The sequence below is a fragment of the Thalassobius sp. Cn5-15 genome (assembly GCF_022347685.1).
Taxonomy (GTDB): Bacteria; Pseudomonadota; Alphaproteobacteria; order Rhodobacterales; family Rhodobacteraceae; genus Thalassobius.
Map to the genome: position 1 here is coordinate 81,842 of NZ_JAKRGF010000004.1, position 18,216 is coordinate 100,057.

At 57.9% G+C, this 18,216-nt stretch carries 22 protein-coding genes; 8 read left to right on the forward strand and 14 right to left on the reverse strand.

The window, feature by feature from the left end; translation table 11 throughout:
• The first annotated feature begins 26 nt into the window (after positions 1–26).
• The gene (gene mutT / locus MHM86_RS10410) at positions 27–458 is read left to right on the forward strand and encodes an 8-oxo-dGTP diphosphatase MutT (RefSeq protein ID WP_239198888.1); all 432 of its coding nucleotides are present in this window, start codon (positions 27–29) and stop codon (positions 456–458) included.
• A gap of 168 nt (positions 459–626) precedes the next feature.
• Positions 627–761 (forward strand): hypothetical protein, encoded by a 135-nt coding sequence (locus tag MHM86_RS17055; RefSeq protein ID WP_255723135.1) that lies wholly within the window; start codon positions 627–629, stop codon positions 759–761.
• A 238-nt stretch (positions 762–999) separates the two neighbouring features.
• Here MHM86_RS17055 and infB read toward each other — a convergent pair whose 3' ends face one another.
• The 5 genes from infB to pip form a co-directional block, all read right to left on the reverse strand.
• Complete coding sequence (gene infB / locus MHM86_RS10415; protein WP_239199659.1) at positions 1,000–3,483, reverse strand: translation initiation factor IF-2; 2,484 nt, start codon at positions 3,481–3,483, stop codon at positions 1,000–1,002.
• Between the two features lie 10 nt (positions 3,484–3,493).
• A complete protein-coding gene (locus MHM86_RS10420) occupies positions 3,494–4,114 on the reverse strand; it encodes an RNA-binding protein (protein WP_239198891.1) in 621 nt (206 codons plus the stop codon).
• 25 nt (positions 4,115–4,139) lie between these two features.
• Complete coding sequence (gene nusA, locus MHM86_RS10425) at positions 4,140–5,765, reverse strand: transcription termination factor NusA (RefSeq protein ID WP_239198894.1); 1,626 nt, start codon at positions 5,763–5,765, stop codon at positions 4,140–4,142.
• Between the two features lie 2 nt (positions 5,766–5,767).
• Positions 5,768–6,361 carry a ribosome maturation factor RimP gene (gene rimP, locus MHM86_RS10430; protein ID WP_239198897.1) on the reverse strand — a complete coding sequence of 198 codons (594 nt, stop codon included), beginning with the start codon at positions 6,359–6,361 and terminating at the stop codon, positions 5,768–5,770.
• 149 nt (positions 6,362–6,510) lie between these two features.
• Entirely contained in the window at positions 6,511–7,494 is a 984-nt protein-coding gene (gene pip / locus MHM86_RS10435) for a prolyl aminopeptidase (RefSeq protein WP_239198900.1), read from the reverse strand.
• 49 nt (positions 7,495–7,543) lie between these two features.
• On the opposite strand from pip, the gene ubiG reads away from it, so the two are divergent.
• Together ubiG and MHM86_RS10445 are read left to right on the forward strand one after the other, a co-directional pair.
• Entirely contained in the window at positions 7,544–8,302 is a 759-nt protein-coding gene (gene ubiG / locus MHM86_RS10440) for a bifunctional 2-polyprenyl-6-hydroxyphenol methylase/3-demethylubiquinol 3-O-methyltransferase UbiG (RefSeq protein ID WP_239198903.1), read from the forward strand.
• Between the two features lie 30 nt (positions 8,303–8,332).
• Positions 8,333–8,650: a YciI family protein gene (locus MHM86_RS10445; RefSeq protein ID WP_239198906.1), complete on the forward strand. Its 318-nt coding sequence runs from the start codon at positions 8,333–8,335 to the stop codon at positions 8,648–8,650.
• 25 nt (positions 8,651–8,675) lie between these two features.
• On the opposite strand, the gene MHM86_RS10450 is transcribed toward MHM86_RS10445, so the two are convergent.
• From MHM86_RS10450 to MHM86_RS10465, 4 genes are read right to left on the reverse strand one after another with little or no spacing between them, the layout of a single operon-like run.
• Positions 8,676–9,116 (reverse strand): MarR family transcriptional regulator, encoded by a 441-nt coding sequence (locus MHM86_RS10450; protein ID WP_239198909.1) that lies wholly within the window; start codon positions 9,114–9,116, stop codon positions 8,676–8,678.
• Positions 9,113–9,949: a carbon-nitrogen hydrolase family protein gene (locus tag MHM86_RS10455; RefSeq protein ID WP_239198912.1), complete on the reverse strand. Its 837-nt coding sequence runs from the start codon at positions 9,947–9,949 to the stop codon at positions 9,113–9,115. The genes MHM86_RS10450 and MHM86_RS10455 overlap by 4 nt, the downstream gene beginning before the upstream one ends.
• Positions 9,950–9,959: 10 nt before the next feature.
• A complete protein-coding gene (gene grxC, locus MHM86_RS10460) occupies positions 9,960–10,217 on the reverse strand; it encodes a glutaredoxin 3 (RefSeq protein ID WP_239198915.1) in 258 nt (85 codons plus the stop codon).
• Between the two features lie 10 nt (positions 10,218–10,227).
• Positions 10,228–11,052 carry a ComF family protein gene (locus MHM86_RS10465; RefSeq protein ID WP_239198918.1) on the reverse strand — a complete coding sequence of 275 codons (825 nt, stop codon included), beginning with the start codon at positions 11,050–11,052 and terminating at the stop codon, positions 10,228–10,230.
• A gap of 29 nt (positions 11,053–11,081) precedes the next feature.
• Here MHM86_RS10465 and MHM86_RS10470 point away from each other — a divergent pair, with 29 nt between their 5' ends.
• Complete coding sequence (locus MHM86_RS10470) at positions 11,082–11,921, forward strand: methyltransferase domain-containing protein (protein ID WP_239198921.1); 840 nt, start codon at positions 11,082–11,084, stop codon at positions 11,919–11,921.
• A gap of 114 nt (positions 11,922–12,035) precedes the next feature.
• Positions 12,036–13,103 (forward strand): ferrochelatase, encoded by a 1,068-nt coding sequence (gene hemH / locus MHM86_RS10475; protein ID WP_239198924.1) that lies wholly within the window; start codon positions 12,036–12,038, stop codon positions 13,101–13,103.
• Positions 13,104–13,275: 172 nt separating this feature from the next.
• On the opposite strand, the gene MHM86_RS10480 is transcribed toward hemH, so the two are convergent.
• Together MHM86_RS10480 and MHM86_RS10485 are read right to left on the reverse strand one after the other, a co-directional pair.
• Positions 13,276–13,461, reverse strand: a complete 186-nt coding sequence (locus MHM86_RS10480) for a hypothetical protein (RefSeq protein WP_239198927.1) — start codon at positions 13,459–13,461, stop codon at positions 13,276–13,278.
• A gap of 144 nt (positions 13,462–13,605) precedes the next feature.
• Entirely contained in the window at positions 13,606–14,208 is a 603-nt protein-coding gene (locus tag MHM86_RS10485) for a L,D-transpeptidase (protein ID WP_239198930.1), read from the reverse strand.
• Between the two features lie 169 nt (positions 14,209–14,377).
• On the opposite strand from MHM86_RS10485, the gene MHM86_RS10490 reads away from it, so the two are divergent.
• Positions 14,378–14,950: a CAP domain-containing protein gene (locus tag MHM86_RS10490; protein ID WP_239198933.1), complete on the forward strand. Its 573-nt coding sequence runs from the start codon at positions 14,378–14,380 to the stop codon at positions 14,948–14,950.
• 153 nt (positions 14,951–15,103) lie between these two features.
• Here MHM86_RS10490 and MHM86_RS10495 read toward each other — a convergent pair whose 3' ends face one another.
• Complete coding sequence (locus MHM86_RS10495; RefSeq protein WP_239198936.1) at positions 15,104–15,715, reverse strand: TetR/AcrR family transcriptional regulator; 612 nt, start codon at positions 15,713–15,715, stop codon at positions 15,104–15,106.
• Between the two features lie 99 nt (positions 15,716–15,814).
• Between MHM86_RS10495 and MHM86_RS10500 the strand changes: the two genes are divergently transcribed.
• Positions 15,815–16,165, forward strand: coding sequence for a hypothetical protein (locus MHM86_RS10500; RefSeq protein WP_239198939.1), 351 nt, complete (start codon positions 15,815–15,817; stop codon positions 16,163–16,165).
• A gap of 166 nt (positions 16,166–16,331) precedes the next feature.
• Here the strand turns inward: MHM86_RS10500 and MHM86_RS10505 are convergent, their stop codons facing one another.
• Positions 16,332–16,832, reverse strand: coding sequence for a murein L,D-transpeptidase family protein (locus MHM86_RS10505; RefSeq protein ID WP_239198942.1), 501 nt, complete (start codon positions 16,830–16,832; stop codon positions 16,332–16,334).
• A gap of 110 nt (positions 16,833–16,942) precedes the next feature.
• A complete protein-coding gene (locus MHM86_RS10510; RefSeq protein ID WP_239198945.1) occupies positions 16,943–18,172 on the reverse strand; it encodes a class I SAM-dependent RNA methyltransferase in 1,230 nt (409 codons plus the stop codon).
• Positions 18,173–18,216: the final 44 nt, after the last annotated feature.

The following is an 18,216-nucleotide window of genomic DNA, read 5'->3' on the forward strand; positions in this document are numbered from 1 at the left end:
GAACACCATCAAAGGAACCGCCCCTCATGAGTGATCACGCACAACAGACCGCAGCGCCCGTCAAAACCGTTCTGGTGTCTGCTGTTGCCCTGATTGATACAGAGGGGCGGATTCTGCTGGCCCAACGCCCAGAGGGCAAATCCATGGCCGGCCTCTGGGAATTTCCCGGCGGCAAGGTTGAGCTGGGTGAAACCCCTGAACACGCGCTGATCCGCGAACTGCAGGAAGAGCTGGGCATTGATACCTGGGAAAGCTGTCTGGCACCGCTGACCTTTGCCAGCCATTCCTATGAAAAATTCCACTTGTTGATGCCGCTTTTCGCATGCCGCAAGTGGGACGGCATCCCGCAGCCGCGCGAAGGTCAGGTGCTGAAATGGGTGCGCCCAGCCGATCTGCGCGATTATCCGATGCCGCCCGCGGATGTGCCATTGATCCCCATTCTGCGCGATTGGCTGTGATCTCAGCCTAATTTTTCCGCTTTTGCGCAAATTTATCCGCGTAAACCTGACCTATGGGTTATTCCGGCTTTACTCTTGCGTATAGGTCCGAAGTGAAAATTGCGTTTTTTACTAGGTTCTGGGTATCAATTATGTACTCTAGTCCCATCATTTGTTGGGGAGAGTGATATGATCAAGACCATTCGTATCGGGAACTACATCTCGGTTCAGGGTAATTTCGTCAAGAAAACAGAGGGTGGAAAAATGGTGGTGCGCGTCGGTGACAAGCTGTTCACCGGCACCCCGGTCGGCCAATGCGCCTGACCTGTGACATCTGATCTGCAGCAACCGATTTATGTGAAGCAGTCAGGGTACAGACCCACCAAGAATACCAGAGGCTCCTTGCAGACACTGTAATGTGGCCACTCACGGGGAAAGGGAAAGCGGGGATGCTTTCCCTTTTCTTTTACTTTGCACAACAACTGCGCGCTGTTGCTGTGAGGTTGGAAACGAAAAGGCCCCCGCCGATGGCAGGGGCCTTAATTCATTCACAATGAATGGATTAGTCCAGCTTACGTTCGATCTCTTCACGTTCGAAGATCTCGATAACGTCGTCGGGACGGATATCGTCATAGTTTTCAAACGCCATACCGCATTCCTGACCGGACAGTACTTCTTTGACCTCGTCTTTGAAGCGCTTCAGCGTCTTCAGCGTGCCTTCGTGGATCACCACGTTGTCGCGCAGCAGGCGCACGCCTGCGGAACGGCGCGCCACGCCTTCGGTGACCAGACAGCCGGCAACTTTGCCAACGCCAGTAACCTTGAAGACTTCTTTGATCTGCGCGTAACCGATGAAGTTTTCGCGGATCTCTGCCGATAGCAGGCCGGATGCGGCAGCTTTGACGTCGTCTACCAGGTCATAGATGACCGAGTAGTAGCGGATTTCCACGCCCTTCTGGTTGGCGGTGTTCCGGGCCGATGCGTTTGCACGCACGTTGAAGCCCATGATCGGCGCGCCAGAGGCTTCTGCCAGACCAACGTCAGTTTCGGTGATCGCACCCACACCGTAGTGCAGAACGCGCACGCGCACTTCGTCGTTGCCGATCTTTTCCATCGCCTGAACGATTGCTTCGGCAGAGCCCTGCACGTCGGCTTTCACCAGAATGGGCAGTTCTTGCACATTCTCGTCATCCTTTGCCTTCTGCATCAGCTGTTCCAGCGTTGCAGCGGCACCGGCGGCGGCGCGTTTTTCTTTGGCGGCGTTATGGCGGTATTCCGCGATCTCACGCGCCTGCGCTTCGGTTTCAACCACGTTCAGGACATCGCCCGCCTCGGGTGTGCCGTTCAGACCCAGAACCTCAACCGGAACCGAGGGACCAGCAGTCTGTACACGCGCACCTTTGTCGTCGACCAGCGCACGGACGCGGCCGTACTGCTCACCCACAACGAAGATGTCGCCTTGTTTCAGCGTACCTTTTTGCACCAGAACGGTGGCAACAGGACCACGGCCAACATCCAGCTGTGCCTCGATCACGGCACCTTCGGCGGCGCGGTCGGGGTTGGCTTTCAGTTCCAGAATTTCGGCCTGCAACGCGATCGCGTCCAGCAGTTCATCCAGACCCTGACCGGTGATGGCTGACACCTCAACGTCCTGCACATCGCCGGACATGTCTTCAACGATCACCTCGTGCTGCAGCAGTTCTGCGCGCACTTTCTGAGGATCCGCCGCAGGGCGGTCGATTTTGTTGATCGCAACGATCATCGGCACACCTGCCGCTTTGGCGTGGTTGATAGCCTCAATCGTCTGCGGCATGACCGAGTCGTCAGCTGCAACAACCAGAACAACGATGTCCGTTACCTGCGCACCGCGCGACCGCATGGAGGTAAAGGCCGCGTGGCCCGGCGTGTCGAGGAACGACAGAACCGCGCCATTATCGGTTTTTACCTGATACGCACCGATGTGCTGGGTGATGCCGCCCGCTTCGCCGGAAACAACCTTGGCATTGCGGATTGCGTCCAGCAGCGAGGTTTTACCGTGGTCAACGTGGCCCATGATGGTCACAACGGGGGGACGCGATTTCAGATCTTCGTCGCTGTCGTCGATCTGCTGGATCACGTCCTCAACGTCAGAGTCGGAGACACGTTGGATATTGTGGCCAAACTCTTCGATGATCAGTTCTGCGGTGTCGGCGTCGATGGTTTGGTTCTGTGTGACCATCATGCCCATTTTCATGAGCGATTTCACCACATCGGCCACACGTTCGGCCATACGGTTCGCCAGTTCCGACACCACGATCGCCTCGGGCACCTGAACGTCACGGACAACCTTTTCGCGCTCAACCGGTGCACCCATGGCTTTCTGACGGGCGCGTTCCTGTTTCCGCTTCATCGCGGCCATGGACTTTTGACGGCCACCTTCGCCACCGGTCAGCGCCTGATTCACAGTCAGCTTGCCCGAACGGCGGTTGTCGTCGCGGCCTTTGCGACCACGCTCTTCGCGCTCTTTTTTGCGCTCGGGCGCGGCGGGGGCAGGCGCAGCCTTGAGGTTACGCGCAGGTGCAGCGGCCTCTTTCTTGGGCTGGGCGGCTTCAGCGGCAGCGCGTTTGGCAGCCTCTTCGGCTTCTTTTTTCTTGCGTGCGTCTTCTTCAGCCTTGGCTTTCAGGGCTGCTTCACGCTCACGTTCGGCACGCTCTTTGGCTTCGGCCTCTTCGCGGCGACGCTGACGCTCTTCTTCGCGTGCTTTCTCTTCGGCTGCGCGCTTCTCAGCTTCCTCGGCCTCACGGGCCTTTGCGGCCTGCAGCGCGCGCATGCGACGCTCCATTTCCGCGTCGGAGATGCCCGCCGGGCGTTTTGAGGGATCGCCCCCCGCTTGGCCGGGACGACCACCGCCGGGTTTGGCTGCGCCGGGCTTGGGCACCACAACGCGTTTGCGCTTGGTCTCCACCACGACGTTTTTGGTACGGCCATGGCTGAAGCTCTGCTTCACATTACCCGGACGGGCACCGCCACGAACTCCCAAAGTCTTTTTACCGTCGTTTTCGCTCATCTGGCTCTCTTCATCCTTTCCGGTGGTCATCGTCGCCACCACGGGTGCGTATACCCTTAAGTCTTGCGGCATCCTCTACTACACGATGGGTCAAACCACCAGCGCCTAGGGCCACATGAATTACAGTTTGTCGCCCAAAGGCCTGTCCCAGCTCATCCGCAGTGAGCCAACCAATGAACGATCCGCCTTCCGGCGTGCGCAGTTTCGACTTGCCACGGCCCGAACCATCGGACGCCTGGATCAGCACTTCGGCGTAATCCTTGACCAGCCAGTCTTTGACCTTTTCAAATCCGGTGATGGCATCGCCCGTCTTACGGGCGAGGCTGATCAGATCAACAACACGACGCACCAGCATCGCCTCAACCTGATCCACCAGATCCTCTGGCACCGTGACTTGCTGTTTGGCGCCACGGTTAAACGCGCCTTTCTTTGACGCTTGCTGTAGCGCGTTCCGATCAGAACTGACCCAGATACCGCGCCCCGGCAGTTTGTCAGCGAGGTCCGGCACGATCTGGCCGTCCGGACCCACAACGAAGCGGATCAGCCCAAACTTAGGCTGCACTTCGCCAGTGACAACGCACTTGCGCTCAGGACCGTTTTCCCGATCCTTGGATTTTCCGCCGCGCCCCATGCGACCAGCCTCCGAGGCCTGAAAATCAGGCCTCGGCCTCCTCTGCGGGGGCACCTTCTTCGCCTTCGGCCTCTTCTTCGGCTGCCAGCTCTGCCGGATCGACCCAGCCAAGGGTGATACGGGCGGTCATGATCAGATCCTGTGCCGCTTCAAGAGTTACACCGAAGGGTTCCAGCGTACCGTCGTCTTTGCTGCGCTCACCGTTCACAGTGGTCCAGCCGCCGGCCAGCTCCCAGTCCGCGCAGGTGGCGAAGTCTTCCAGCGTTTTGACGTCATCTTCGGCCAGCGCCTGGATCATCTGCGGGGTCAGGCCTTCAAATGCGAACAGGCTGTCCTCTACGCCCAGTTCACGGGCGCGTTCGATGGCAGCGTTTGCCTGTGCTTCCAGATAGTCGCGGGCACGGGCCTGCAGTTCGCCAGCGGTGTCTTCATCAACACCGTCGATGACCAGCAGTTCGTCGATCTCAACATAGGCCACTTCTTCGAGGTTGGTGAAGCCTTCAGCAACCAGCAGCTGAGCGAAGAATTCGTCCACGTCCAGCGTCTGAACGAACAGCTTGGTGCGCTCTTCGAACTCTTTCTGGCGACGTGCCGATTCGTCCGATTCGGTCATGATGTCGATGTCCAGACCGGTCAGCTGCGACGCCAGACGCACGTTCTGACCGCGACGGCCGATGGCCAGGCTCAGCTGTTCGTCAGGAACAACAACTTCGATACGCTCGGCGTCTTCGTCCAGAACAACCTTGGAAACCTCTGCCGGTTGCAGCGCGTTCACCAGGAAGGTCGGCACATCTTCGTTCCACGGGATGATGTCGATCTTTTCGCCCTGCAGCTCGTTCACAACGGCCTGCACACGGCTGCCACGCATACCTACACAAGCACCAACCGGATCGATGGAGTTGTCGAAGGACACAACAGCGATCTTGGCGCGCGAACCGGGGTCACGGGCAACGGCCTTGATCTCGATGATGCCTTCGTAGATTTCCGGCACTTCCATTTTGAACAGCTCGGCCATGAATTCAGGCGCGGTCCGGCTGAGGAAGATCTGATGACCACGGGTCTCACGGCGCACATCCTTGATGTAGCAACGCACGCGGTCGTTCGGGCGGTAGCTTTCGCGGCCGATCTTTTCGTTACGGCGCAGCGAAGCTTCGCCGCGGCCGTTCAGATCAACAACAACGTTGCCAAACTCTTCGCGTTTGACGGTGGCGTTGATGATGGTGCCAACCTTGTCTTTGTATTCCTCGAACTGGCGGTCACGCTCTGCTTCACGAACCTTTTGCAGGATCACCTGCTTGGCCGACTGTGCCGCGATACGGCCCAGTTCTACCGGCGGAACCTCTTCGACGTAGGTGTCGCCTACCTCGGGGTTTTCCATGTACTGACGCGCCTGCGCGACAGTGAATTCAGCCTGATAGTTTTCCAGCTCTTCGTCCTCAACCACGGTACGCACGCGGGTGAAGGTGGCGCGACCGGTTTTGCGGTCGATGGAAACGCGGATGTCCATTTCGGCGCCGTAGCGCGACTTGGCCGCGCGGGCCAGCGATTCTTCCATCGCTTCGACCACCAGACCGGGGTCGATCATTTTTTCACGGGCGACCGCTTCGGCGGTTTGCAGCAGTTCCAGCTGGTTAGCAGAGGTAATTGCCATCTTTATTCATCCTCCTGAGAACCGGATTCGTCGGTTTCAATCTCGTCAAATTCGTCTTCGTTGATCAGGCCAGCGTCTTTACGCTGTTTCAGCATTTCCTTGATCAGCTCATCGGTCAGAACCAGTTTGGCGTCAGACAGCCAGTCAAAGTTCAGACCAACGGTCACTTCTTCATCGCCACGCTCAAGGTTCAGCAGAACCTCTTCGTCCTCGACACCTGCCAGCACACCTTTGAAACGGCGCTGACCGTCGATCAGTTCGGTGGTCTCAACCTTGACCTCATAACCCTCATAGGTCTCAAAATCCTTGAGACGGGTCAGAGGACGGTCGATGCCGGGGCTGGAAACCTCAAGGGTGTAGTGATCCAAAATCGGATCCTCTACGTCCAGCACGGCAGATACGGCGGTCGAGATGCGGGCACATTCGTCCACTTCGATCCCGCCTTCGGGACGCTCTGCCATGATTTGCAGGGTGGCGGTCTTGCCACTCATCAGGCGAATGCGCACCAGTTCAAACCCCATGTCTTCGACAACGGGGGACACGATTTCGGCAAGACGCCGATCCATCGCAGCTTTGGCTATCAGGTCGTTGGTCATATCATCCAAACACAAAAAAACGGGCCCGCGGCCCGTCGATATTTCCCGGTGGAGCGTTGTGTCCGACGCGCCGCTGTTGAGGGGGATATACGCCTGTGGTTGGTAAATTGCAAGGGGGCGGCGCGATCCCCCTTATACAGTGGCAAGAATCACCCCAACCCGCCAATCTCGGCGATCTGGTCCATCACCCGCACCAGTTCGGCGCTGATGCCCGGTTCGCTGAGGGCATGGCCGGCGTTACGGATCATTCGCAGCTCGCCCTTGCGCCAGTCGCGGGCTAGGTTCCACGCCGCCTCTGGCGGGCAAATCATATCGTAGCGGCCCTGAATGATGACACCGGGGATATGGTCGATCAGGTGCACATCACGCAGAATCTGACCGTCTTCCTCAAGGAAAACACGGTTGAGGAAATAGTGATTCTCTAACCGGGAAAAGGCACGGGCGTATTCACCTGGCGCATCGCCGCCGTAGCCGTTGGACTGGACGGATGCCAGAGCGTTTTCCCACTCCGCCCAGGCCTTGGCATATTGGGTCTGCACCCTCAGGTCGGGACCAAACAGGCGTTTGTGGTAGGCGGCGATGAAATCGTTCTGCTCACCCTCGGGAATCAGATCCGCAAAGCGTGCCCATGTTTCCGGCCAAAATCGGCCCGCGCCGCCGCCATAAAACCACTCCAACTCGGTTTTGGTGCCCAGAAACACACCGCGCAGGATCAATCCCAGAGGACGATCTGGATGGGTTTCGGCATAAACCAGTGCCAGCGTTGCGCCCCAGCTGCCGCCGAAGACATACCATTGTTCGATGCCAAGCTCCGTGCGAATCCGCTCAATATCAGCAACCAGATGCCAAGTGGTATTATCCTCGACCGAGGCATAGGGGCGTGAGCGCCCACAGCCGCGCTGATCAAACAGGATGATGCGGTAATATTGTGGGTCGAAATAGCGTCGCATCGTTGGGCTGCATCCGCCACCGGGGCCGCCATGCAGCACCACCACTGGAATCCCGTTTGGATTGCCGCTTTGTTCCAGATAAACCTTGTGACCATCACCCACGTCCAGCATACGCTGATCGAACGGGTCGATCGGCGGGTAAAGATAATGCACTGCGCTTTTTTGGCCCGAGAATCTGTCCATAACCGTCCTATATAGTGGCGCAGACCTAAAAGAGCATATGGAGAGCAGAATGCAAACCGCTCAGACCACAGTTGATCCCAACGAAGTCGCCAAATTCGAAGCGATGGCTGCCGAATGGTGGGACCCGAAGGGCAAGTTTAAACCGCTGCACCTGATGAACCCCTGCCGTCTGGATTATATCACACGCCAGATCGCGGCGGAATTTAACCGCGACCTTGGTGCGGAGCGCCCGTTTGAGGGGCTGCGCCTGCTGGATATCGGCTGTGGTGGTGGGTTGCTGAGCGAACCGATGGCGCGTCTGGGTGCCACGGTGGTCGGCGCCGATGCGGCGGCGGGCAACATTCCGGTGGCGCAGGTGCATGCACAACAGTCGGGGCTAGAGATCGACTATCGCAACATCACCGCCGAAGAGATGGCGAGTGCTGGTGAACAGTTTGACGTGGTGCTGAACATGGAAGTGGTTGAACACGTCGCCGACCCGCAGGCCTATCTGACCGCGTGCCAGCAGTTGCTGAAACCCGGCGGGCTGATGATCTGTTCGACCATCAATCGTAACGCCAAAAGTTTTGCCATGGCGATTGTCGGCGCGGAATATGTGATGCGCTGGCTGCCGAAGGGCACACATGAATGGAACAAATTCATCACGCCGGATGAGCTGTTTGCCCTGATTGGCAATGCAGGGCTGGAGGCGGTGGACCGCAAGGGCTTCGTCTTTAACCCCATCAGTTGGCAGTGGACGATTTCAGACCGCGATCTGTCAGTGAACTATGTGACTGCCAGTGTGAAGCCGCAGCAGGGTGGTGTTTGAGTATTTGCAGATCATTGAAAGGAGCGGGCTATGAGTGATCCCAAGAGCATTTATCTGGTTGATATCGAATATATTGCGGAAACCGATGCGGTTATGGCGCAGCTGGACGCTCATATGGAATTTGTTGGCGCCGGTTTCGGGCGTGGCGATTTTCTGGTCGCGGGTCGCAAAATGCCGCGCACCGGTGGCATCATCCTGGCGCGCGGTCCGTCCAAGACAGCGGTAGAGGAACTGATGGCAACCGATCCTTTCGCCACCTCCGGTGTGGCGCAGATCACCGTCACCGAGTTCTGGGCTGGCACCGTGCAGGACGGTTTGGCGGTGGCGCTGGATCAGGCGCTGATCTGATCGCATTAAAAAGGGGGGAGGGCGGTTAGTCCTCTTCCAGCTTCAGGCGCAATTCGCGCAGGATGGGCAGCGCGGCGCGGACTTTATCCTCACCCAGTTCGCCCACCAGATCGCGAATCATCGGGGCTATACCGGCCAGCGCCGCATCGCGGGCCTGACGGCCCGCCGGGCTGATCGCCACCATTTTACGCCGCGCATCGTCCCAGTCGGGGCGGATGTGAATATAGCCCGCCCATTCCAATTTGCTGAGCGTGTTGGTCATAGCGCCGCGCGTCACGTGGAAGCTTTTGGCCAGTTGGGCGGGCGTGCGCTCTTCACTGACTCGCGCCAGTTGGTTCAGAACCGAGAAGTGAGAGATTTCCATTCCCTTCGGCAACACCTTGGACAGGCGGTTGCGCACCAGCTGATCCGCTGTCAGCAATTCACTGAACAGCGCAATGGCCAGAGGATAGGGGTCGGTGGTCACGGTCCTGAAAACTTTCGCGTATGGGTGAGGGAGGGCACCTTGCGGCGCGCCTCAGTCACCGCACTGGTATCAAGATCAACGAAGGAGACGCAAGGCTGATCGCCTGCCTCTGCCAACACCTCACCCCAGGGGCTGATGGCGATGGAATGTCCGTGGGTTTTCCGTGTCTTGCCATTGTGGCTGTCATGGCTGCCGCATTGGCCAGGGGCCAGAACGTAACAGCCCGTTTCAATCGCCCGTGCGCGCAGCAGTGGTTCCCAATGGGCCGCGCCGGTTACAGGGCTGAAGGCGGCGGGCGCGGTCAGGATTGTGGCGCCATGATCGGCCAGCGTGCGGTGCAGGTATGGGAAGCGCACGTCATAGCAGATGGTCATGCCAACGCGGCCAAAATCAGTGTCCGCGACAACCGCGCGGTCGCCGGGACGATAGCCATCGGATTCCCGGTAGGTTTCTGTTGGCGAGACGTCCACATCAAACATGTGGATTTTGTCATACCATGCGCGGATGCCGCCATCGGGGCCAATCATGAAGGACCGGTTGGCAAAGCGGCCATCCGCATCGCCTGTTTTCAACGCCAGCGATCCGATCAGCAGCCAGATCCCCAGATCAGCCGCGGTTTCACGCAGGCCCCGCAGCGTCAGGTCATCATCCTGATGTTGCAGCACTGCATTTTGATGCACACGTGAAGAGGACAGGCAATTCGTCACTTCCGGCGTGAGGATAAAGCGGGCCCCGCCTGCTGCTGCCTCACGCATAAATCCCTGGGTCACCGGCAGGTTGGAAACGGGGTCGTCGGAGGCGTTCAGCTGGATCAGGGCCGCTTTGGTCTGCATCGGTTAGCTCTCAGGCTGCCAGCAGCGGGTCAAGTTTGCCCGCGCTTTCCAGTGCATATAGGTCGTCACAGCCACCTACGTGCACATTGTCGATAAAGATCTGCGGCACGGTGCGGCCACCATTTGCACGCTCGATCATTTTTGGCTTCAGTGTGGGATCGGTCAGGACGTTGTATTCAGTAAACTCCACGCCTTTTTCGTTTAGCAGACGCTTGGCCGCGTGGCAGAAGCCGCACAGCGGGGAGGAGTAGATTTCGACGTTGGGCATTTGGCGTTTCCTAAGTGTCTTCGGTTGTGTCTTGGTCAGTGTCTTCGATCTTGCCTATGTAGGAGCCCTTGTGTGCCCGTGCCAGTAACAGAACCGATAGATGTGTTGCGCCGCCATCTTTGCAGGTTTCAGCCACTGCCGCCAGTGTGGCACCTGTGGTCATCACGTCATCCACCAGTAAAACAGGCCTGCCCTGTAGCAGATGGGCGCGTTTGGGGTGGATACGGAACGCGCCCTGCATCTGGGTCAGGCGTGCGGCGCGGCCCTGTCCTCGTGTTGATGGCGTTGCACGGTGACGCTGGATCAGATCGGGGCAACAGGGGCGGTTCAGACGTTTCGCTACGCCCCACGCCAGTAGCGCTGCCTGATTGTAGCGCCGCGCGATCCGTCTTTGCCAATGCAGCGGGACAGGGGCAATAAGCGTATCGGGCTGGATTAAATCCGCGCCCACGCGTGCCATCCATGCGGCGGCGACTGGTGCGATATCCAGCCGGTCGCCATGCTTCAGCGCCATGACCAGATGCCGGCCCTTACCCTCATACAGTAGTGGCGCGCGTCCCTGCGACCATGGACGGGGATGGGAAAGGCAATCATCACACAGTTCCACCCGATCCGATTGGCCAAGCAGAGGCACACCGCAGGCGTCGCAGGTCAATCCGCCAGCAAAGGCCACCTCGCGCCAACAGGGCGGGCATAAACCAGCAGATAGCTCCGCCATCGGTTCCACCATATCGCCGCAACTCAGGCAGCGGGCAGGGTAGACCACCTGCGCCAGTTGGCGCAGCATCGGTATAGCGTTTTGCGAGATTGCGGTTTGAATTAATCTGCCTGCCATTCTATTTACCCCGCATGAGCGATTTCAAAATGCCCTATACCGCAGATGAGGCGCCGCGCCTCACCGACCGCACAGCGCTGTTGCGGAACCGCGCCCGTGCGCTGGGCGCTGATGCGCCTGCGCTGTTCCTGCAAGAGGCCGCGATAGATGAGGTTCAGTATCGTCTTAGCCTGGTTAACAGGACGTTTACCGATATGGCGATTGTCACAGGCTTCTCCGATCTGTGGCAGGCGGCGTTTCCCAATGCGCGGATCGTCGCGGATGAAGAGGTGCTGGACCTGCAGGTCGAGGCGCATGATCTGGTCCTCCACGCGATGGCGCTGCACTGGGCCAATGACCCGGTGGGGCAGTTGATCCAGTGCCGTCGTGCGCTGAGGCCCGATGGCTTCTTCCTCTCGGTTGGGTTTGGTGGTCAGACACTGGCAGAACTGCGCGCGGCCTTGGCAGAGGCAGAGGTAGAGCAGGCCGGTGGCCTTAGCCCGCGCATCCTGCCGATGGCGGAAATTCGGGATCTGGGCGCGCTGTTGCAACGTGCTGGCCTTGCGCTGCCGGTGGCGGACACGCTGCCCTTGGATGTCAGCTATCAGACCGCGTTTCACCTGATGCGCGATCTGCGCGCGATGGGCGAGGCAAACGCGCTGCATGCCCGCCTGCGCCGTCCGACCCGCCCCGGTGTATTGCGACGCGCGGCAGAAATTTATCACGATCACCACGCAGATGCTGACCGGCGTATTCATGCGACTTATGAGTTGATCTTCCTCACTGGATGGGCGCCGGACGCCAGCCAGCCGCAGCCCAAACGCCCTGGATCTGCGACAATGCGTCTGGCAGAGGCGCTGAATACCCAAGAAACGAAGCTGCCCGATTGACCTGTGGGACAAAGCGGTTATGTCCCATAAAAACGTATCAAAAAACGCTGTATAATCGCCGCATAAACCGGGCCCACCGCGCGGCCATCAAGACATGTAACGAAGGACGCTATGATGCTGGACGCCCAGACCACAGCCCAAGTACCCGCCCACGCCGACAAGGATCATCCCAAGGTGCCGCGCCCAAAGATCGGTGTTTTGCTGGCAAACCTCGGCACGCCCGATGATACCGATTATTGGTCTATGCGCCGTTATTTGAACGAGTTTCTGTCCGACAAAAGGGTCATCGACCTGCCATCATGGAAATGGCAGCCGTTGTTGCAGCTGATTATCCTGACCAAACGCCCCTTCACATCGGGCGCGGCCTATCGGTCGATCTGGAACGAGGAAGCAAACGAAAGCCCGCTGCTGACGATCACCAAGGATCAAACCGCTGCAATGACGCAGCGGATGCAGGACCGCTATGGCGATCAGGTGATGGTCGATTTCTGCATGCGTTACGGTAATCCGTCGACCGAATCCAAAGTGCAGGAAATGGTGGCTGCCGGCTGCACTAAAATCCTGTTCTTCCCACTGTATCCGCAATATGCAGGCGCGACGATGGCGACTGCCAATGATCAGTTCTTCCGTGCCTTGATGCAGGAAACCTATCAGCCCGCGGCCCGCACTGTGCCCGAATATTTCGACAACCCCGCTTATATCGAGGCGCTGGCCACCTCAATTGAGGAAGCCTATGCCGCTGCAGAGGATAAGCCGGAGATGCTCGTGGTGTCCTACCACGGTATGCCGAAGCGCTATCTGATGCAGGGTGACCCCTACCACTGTAAATGTCAGAAACAGACCCGCCTGTTGAAGGAGCGTCTGGGCTGGGATGACACGCAGATCAAAACCACGTTCCAATCGGTCTTTGGCACCGAAGAGTGGCTGCGCCCTTACACTGTTGAAGAGGTGGCGCGTCTGGCCAGCGAGGAGGGCAAGAAACACATCGCTGTGGTTGCGCCTGCGTTTTCTGCCGATTGCATCGAGACGCTGGAAGAGATCAACGAAGAGATCAAAGAAAGTTTTGAACATGCAGGTGGGGAGAAGTTCACCTATATCCCCTGTCTCAACGATCGCGATGATCACATGGATGCATTGGCGCAGATTGTTGAGGACAACCTGAAAGGTTGGATCGACGTTTGATAAACGATTCGTCGATCAGTCAAAACAAAAGGCGCAGCCGTCCGGTCTGCGCCTTTTGTTTTGACCGGGTGATGTGGGCAGCTGATCAGCGCTGCAGATACACGAGGCATGAAAAAGGCGGCAGGGTAACCTGCCGCCTTAATTCAGCGTAATACTGCGCTTTGGCGCAATATTAGTCAGCCGCAACAGCTGCTACGATCGCCAGCAGTACCAGCGGTACGATGATGCCAGCGGAGGAAGAGGATGCTGCTGCTTCTTGAACAACAACTTCTTTTTCCATCACGGGCTCAACAATGTTGCCAGCGAAAGCGGTGGATGCAGCGGCGGTCAGAGCGGCGGCGAGTACGAGTTTTTTCATTTTATCCTCCAAAGAGATTTCCCAACTTCGGAAACATACATGAAGCTGGGTGCAAGACGTCCTTGTGACACTGTCTAAACATCAAATGACGTTTAAATGCAAATATATCGTAGCCAAATTTCGGCTTCATGCGTCAAAATGTGGTCATATTAGCAACACTTGTGTGCCAACTTTCGCCATGGCGAAAAGTTCTGAGATATGCTCGTTATACATGCCGATACATCCATTGGATGAGCGACGGCCGATTTTGCGCGTGTCGTGGGTGCCGTGAATGCGATAATAGGTCCAGCTGAGGTACAGCGCATGGGTGCCAAGGGGGTTATCCGGGCCGGGACCGACGAAATCAGGCCATTCCGGATTGCGCTCTTTCATCGACGGAGTCGGCCGCCAGCTGGGGCCTTCGACCTTGCGGGTCACCTTAGTGCGGCCACGGCGTGTCAGATCCTCGGTCAACGGCACCGACGAGGGGTAGAGTTTGTAGACCGCTTCATCTTCGGACCAGTAGTGCAAGGCCCGCGAATCAAGGTCGACAAGGATCGCGCCGTTTTTTAGGTCGCTGAAATAGGGGCGCCAGTCGAGCGATCGGAAGCTGGAGATGTTACGGCGTACCGTCTGGGACACCTCTGCCTCAATCTCGGTTGTGTCAGCCTCAGCAACGGACTGCGCAATGGCGGGCGTGCCGATCAGCGCCGCGCTGCCCGCCAGAAACCCACGGCGGTTGAGCAGGAAAGGCGAAGATTTGGTCATGGAAGGTCCTCAAAAGAGTAAGTAGCCAGATTTCCGCATATAATATGGCTGGAATGACGCAGTCGCAATTCAAACACCTGTCATCTGGCAACTTCACGCGCATGTGGGTTTGAAACGCAACGCCTTAGCCTGTAGACCAGCGACAATCGGAAATATGCAGGTTTGACTAATGTTGCGTTCATTTTGCTTGATGGCTTTAACCAGCCTCGCCCTCGCCGCGTGCGGCACGCCATCGGTGCAATTGGGCGCGGATGGGAAGCCGCTGCCGAAACTTTACCGTATCAAAGACAGTGATGTGTCTGCGATTCAGTTCCGCATGCTGGATTCGGTCAACGCCCTACGTCAGGCGTCAGGCAGCCCTCAGGTACAACTGAACGCTCAACTGAATGCAGCTGCTGCGACACATGCCCGTGACATGGCGGTGCAGAATCGCCCGTGGCACTTCGGTTCTGACGGTTCCTCGCCTTTGGACCGGATTGTGCGCGTCGGCTATCTGGGTGCGCTGGTGGGCGAAAACATCTCGGAAACCTATGAGACCGAGATTGAGACGCTGGGCGCATGGATGGAACAACCCGACACCCGCCGTGTTATCACCGCGCCAGAGGCCAGCGATATGGGCTTTGCGTGGTTTCAGGAAACCAATGGCAAGATCTGGTGGACGCTGGTCATGGGCGACTCCACCCGCAGCCAGTTGATCGCTGCGCCCGTGCCCAATGCGGATCTGTCGGGGCCGACTGAGTAAGGCCTGAGTGAGAGAAGAATGAGAAAGGCGCCGCGGAAAGTTGGCGCCTTTTTTGATGGAAGAGGAGTAGGGGTAATGTCGGCTTTGAGCTGAATACTTTCAATGGTGTGTGGTGCACGGAACGCGTGTCTCCTCTATTGCCTCGTACGCACCCTAAGGCGTTTGCAAATTCAAGATGGGCCCGTTAGGGGGGGCGAAAATGAGCTGCAGTCGTTCAATTGCGCGTTCAGAACGCAGTTTGATCTCCGCAGAACTCAAAATTTCGACTGTGCCGATAGCGCGTCTAATCTGAAGATCACCCAAAAGAAGGGAGAGGAAGCATTCCAGATGTTCGGTCACGTCCTGCTCTTCGCCATAGGCCTCTTTCAGGAGATCGACCAAAATGGGCAGCACCTTGTTGCGCCCCTCTTGTCCTAAGGCGCGACCGAGTTCACCAGTTACATCTCCAGCGGCCGCCCGATTTAGCGCGATGGCATGTTCGGATGTGACCATTGCCAATAGCGACCCCCCAACGTGTAATAATGCCGCCAGCCCGGCTTTGCCGTTTCCTTTTGCCTTGAGGAGATCACTTTCGACACGTTGAGCATTGCTTTTGATCATTGCCGAAAAAAGCCCAATCTTGTCGCCGTACCACGCGTAGAGCGTTTCGTTGGATGCCTTTGCCTCTCTGGCAATTGCCAACATTGATGCGCCCTTGAAGCCCTTTGCTTCCAGTACCTTGTAAGCCGCTGCTTCGATCTTTTTTGTGCGCTCCTGTTTGGTCAATGTTCGACTCCAAATGTTTGTGTTGACATCAATCGTACATAAATTTACGGTTTCTTGCAATAACCGTACACTAATGTACGATTTTAATGGAGAAGTACTATGCACCCGCAGACAAAAACTGCTGCCCTTGGAACATTGCTAATCCTCCAAGGCGTTATGTTTGCCGCGTTACTATTCAAGTTGCCACCACATCCACCCGAAGTGATACCAATCGCAGGCATGGCGCCCACACTGGGTGCTTCCTTGTGCGCGGCCTTTGCCGCCCTCGTTATGAGGGGAGAAGGCATTGCCGGAAAACTACTTATCATCATCGCTTGCCTGCTCGCGGCGATTTCCTATGGCCCGCAGAAGTACTTCGATCCCGCCTTTTCACTTGTTTGGCCTGCTGTTATAACGGCTCAACTTGCGATTGTTGCGCTGCTTGGCGCACTGGTGCAGGAGAAGGTTTAAGCTGGCAGGGAATGACGCGACCCACCCTGCCGTATCATAGGCTCGCTGGGGGTTTTGAACTCCATTCGGACCTACGTGGCACCACAGCCAAGGTCCGCTTCGTTCACAAAGGTGCTATAAAAGGCGCTTTCGTTTGTCTGCCGTTCCGGGTAGCGGCCCTCTAAACCTAAGGCTTAATAAAAATCGGTGTCCCGACCTCAACCATCGCGTAGATCTCTTCGATCTCTTCGTCGGTGACGGCGATGCAGCCGGCGGTCCAGTCTTCTACCCCGTTGCGGAACCGTTTGGGGCGGCCGTGGATGAAAATGTCGCCGCCCGGATCAACGCCTTCGGCGCGGGCCTCGGCGCGGTCGCGGGCGTTAGGGTAGTTGATGCCCAGTGACAGGTGAAAGCGGCTTTGTGGGTTGCGGCGGTCGATGAAGTAGAGGCCTTCGGGCGTGCGGCCATCCCCCTCTTTCAGCTTGTCGCCTGTTGGGGCGAAGCCGAGGCTGATATCATAGGCTTTCAGCACTCGCTTGTTGTGCAGAAGGTACATCTGACGGCTGTCCTTTTCGACAAGGATCTGCGTGACCTTTGGGCCGGAATATTGTTTGAGAAACGGATTACTGCTGCAGCTCGACAGCACCAGAAGGGCCACAAGGCCCAGAGCCCATTTGAGTTGTTTCATGCCTGTTCGCCCCAGCGCGGTGAATAGTGGGATTTCCCATCTTTGAGCGTCACAGTTTAGACCACGCGCGGGCAGGCGCGTAGTCTAAATCAGATAGAATTTACGTGAACTCAGGCCATGCGGCTGAATTTTGCCACCAGCTCCACATGCGACGACCAGCGGAATTGGTCGACAACCTGGACCCAGTCCAACTGATAGGGGCCATCGGTCAGGATGCGGGCATCGCGGGCGAAGGTGACAGGGTTGCAGGAGACAAAGGCAATCACCGGCACGTCAGACTGCGCAAGTTCGCGCACCTGCGCCTCTGCGCCTGCGCGCGGCGGGTCGATGACGACAGCGTCGGTCTTGCGCAATTCATCCGGCATCAGGGGGCGGCGGAACAGGTCGCGGGCCTCATGACTGACCTTTTTCAGTCCCTGCGCCTGTCGCCAGCCGCGATCAAGGGCGGCCATCATTGCCTTCTCCCCCTCGACTGCGTGGACTTCTGCCGTTTTCGCCAAGGGCAGGGCAAAGGTGCCGCATCCGGCGAAGAGGTCAATCACCTGTTTGGCTTTGCCGACGATTTCCTGCACCGTGGTCAGCAGATCCTGTTCGCCCTCAGGCGTGGCCTGCAAGAAGGCGCCAGCGGGTGGGGCAACCTGCGCGGCGCCGAACTGTTGCAGGGGTGGTTCACGTTGACCGATCACCTCACCATCCCAGGACAGGCGCGCCAGTTTGTATGCCTCTACCTCGGCCGACAGGGCAATGCGCAGTGCCTCATCCAGCGGTTTTCCACCAGAAACGGCCAGATCCAGACCGGTCAGCGACATGGTTGCCAGAACGCTCAACTCTCCCTTGCGGCTGCCGCCGATTGTGGCCAGTTTTTCGGCCACGGGCATCGCTTTCATCACCTCGGGGTGCAACAATTGGCAATCGGGCACTTCGACGATCACGTCGGATCCTTTGGCGTGGAAACCGGCCATCGCACCTTTCTTTGTACGGCGCACAGACAGGCTGGCGCGGCGGCGGGTTTGCGGCGGGGAGGTCAGGATAGGGCGCAGCGGCGCCTCCAACCCTTGTGCGCTCAGAGCCTGTTGCACCACGCCCAGTTTCCAGTCGGCAACAAACCCGTCTGAAGCATGCTGCAGCTGACAGCCGCCGCATGACTTGTAGTGACGGCAATCTGGCGACACGCGGTGGTCAGACGGTGTCGCGATACGGATATCGCACAGCTTCTGCCCATCGATGCGGCCGCGCACTTCTTCCCCCGGGAGGGTCATCGGAGCGAAGATCGCGCCCTCATCGCTTTGCACAATGCCATCACCCTGATGGCCCAAACGTGTGATCTGATATGTTTGCATGGGCGCCTGATAGCCAAAGCGCCCAAGTTTCACTAGTGCTAAAT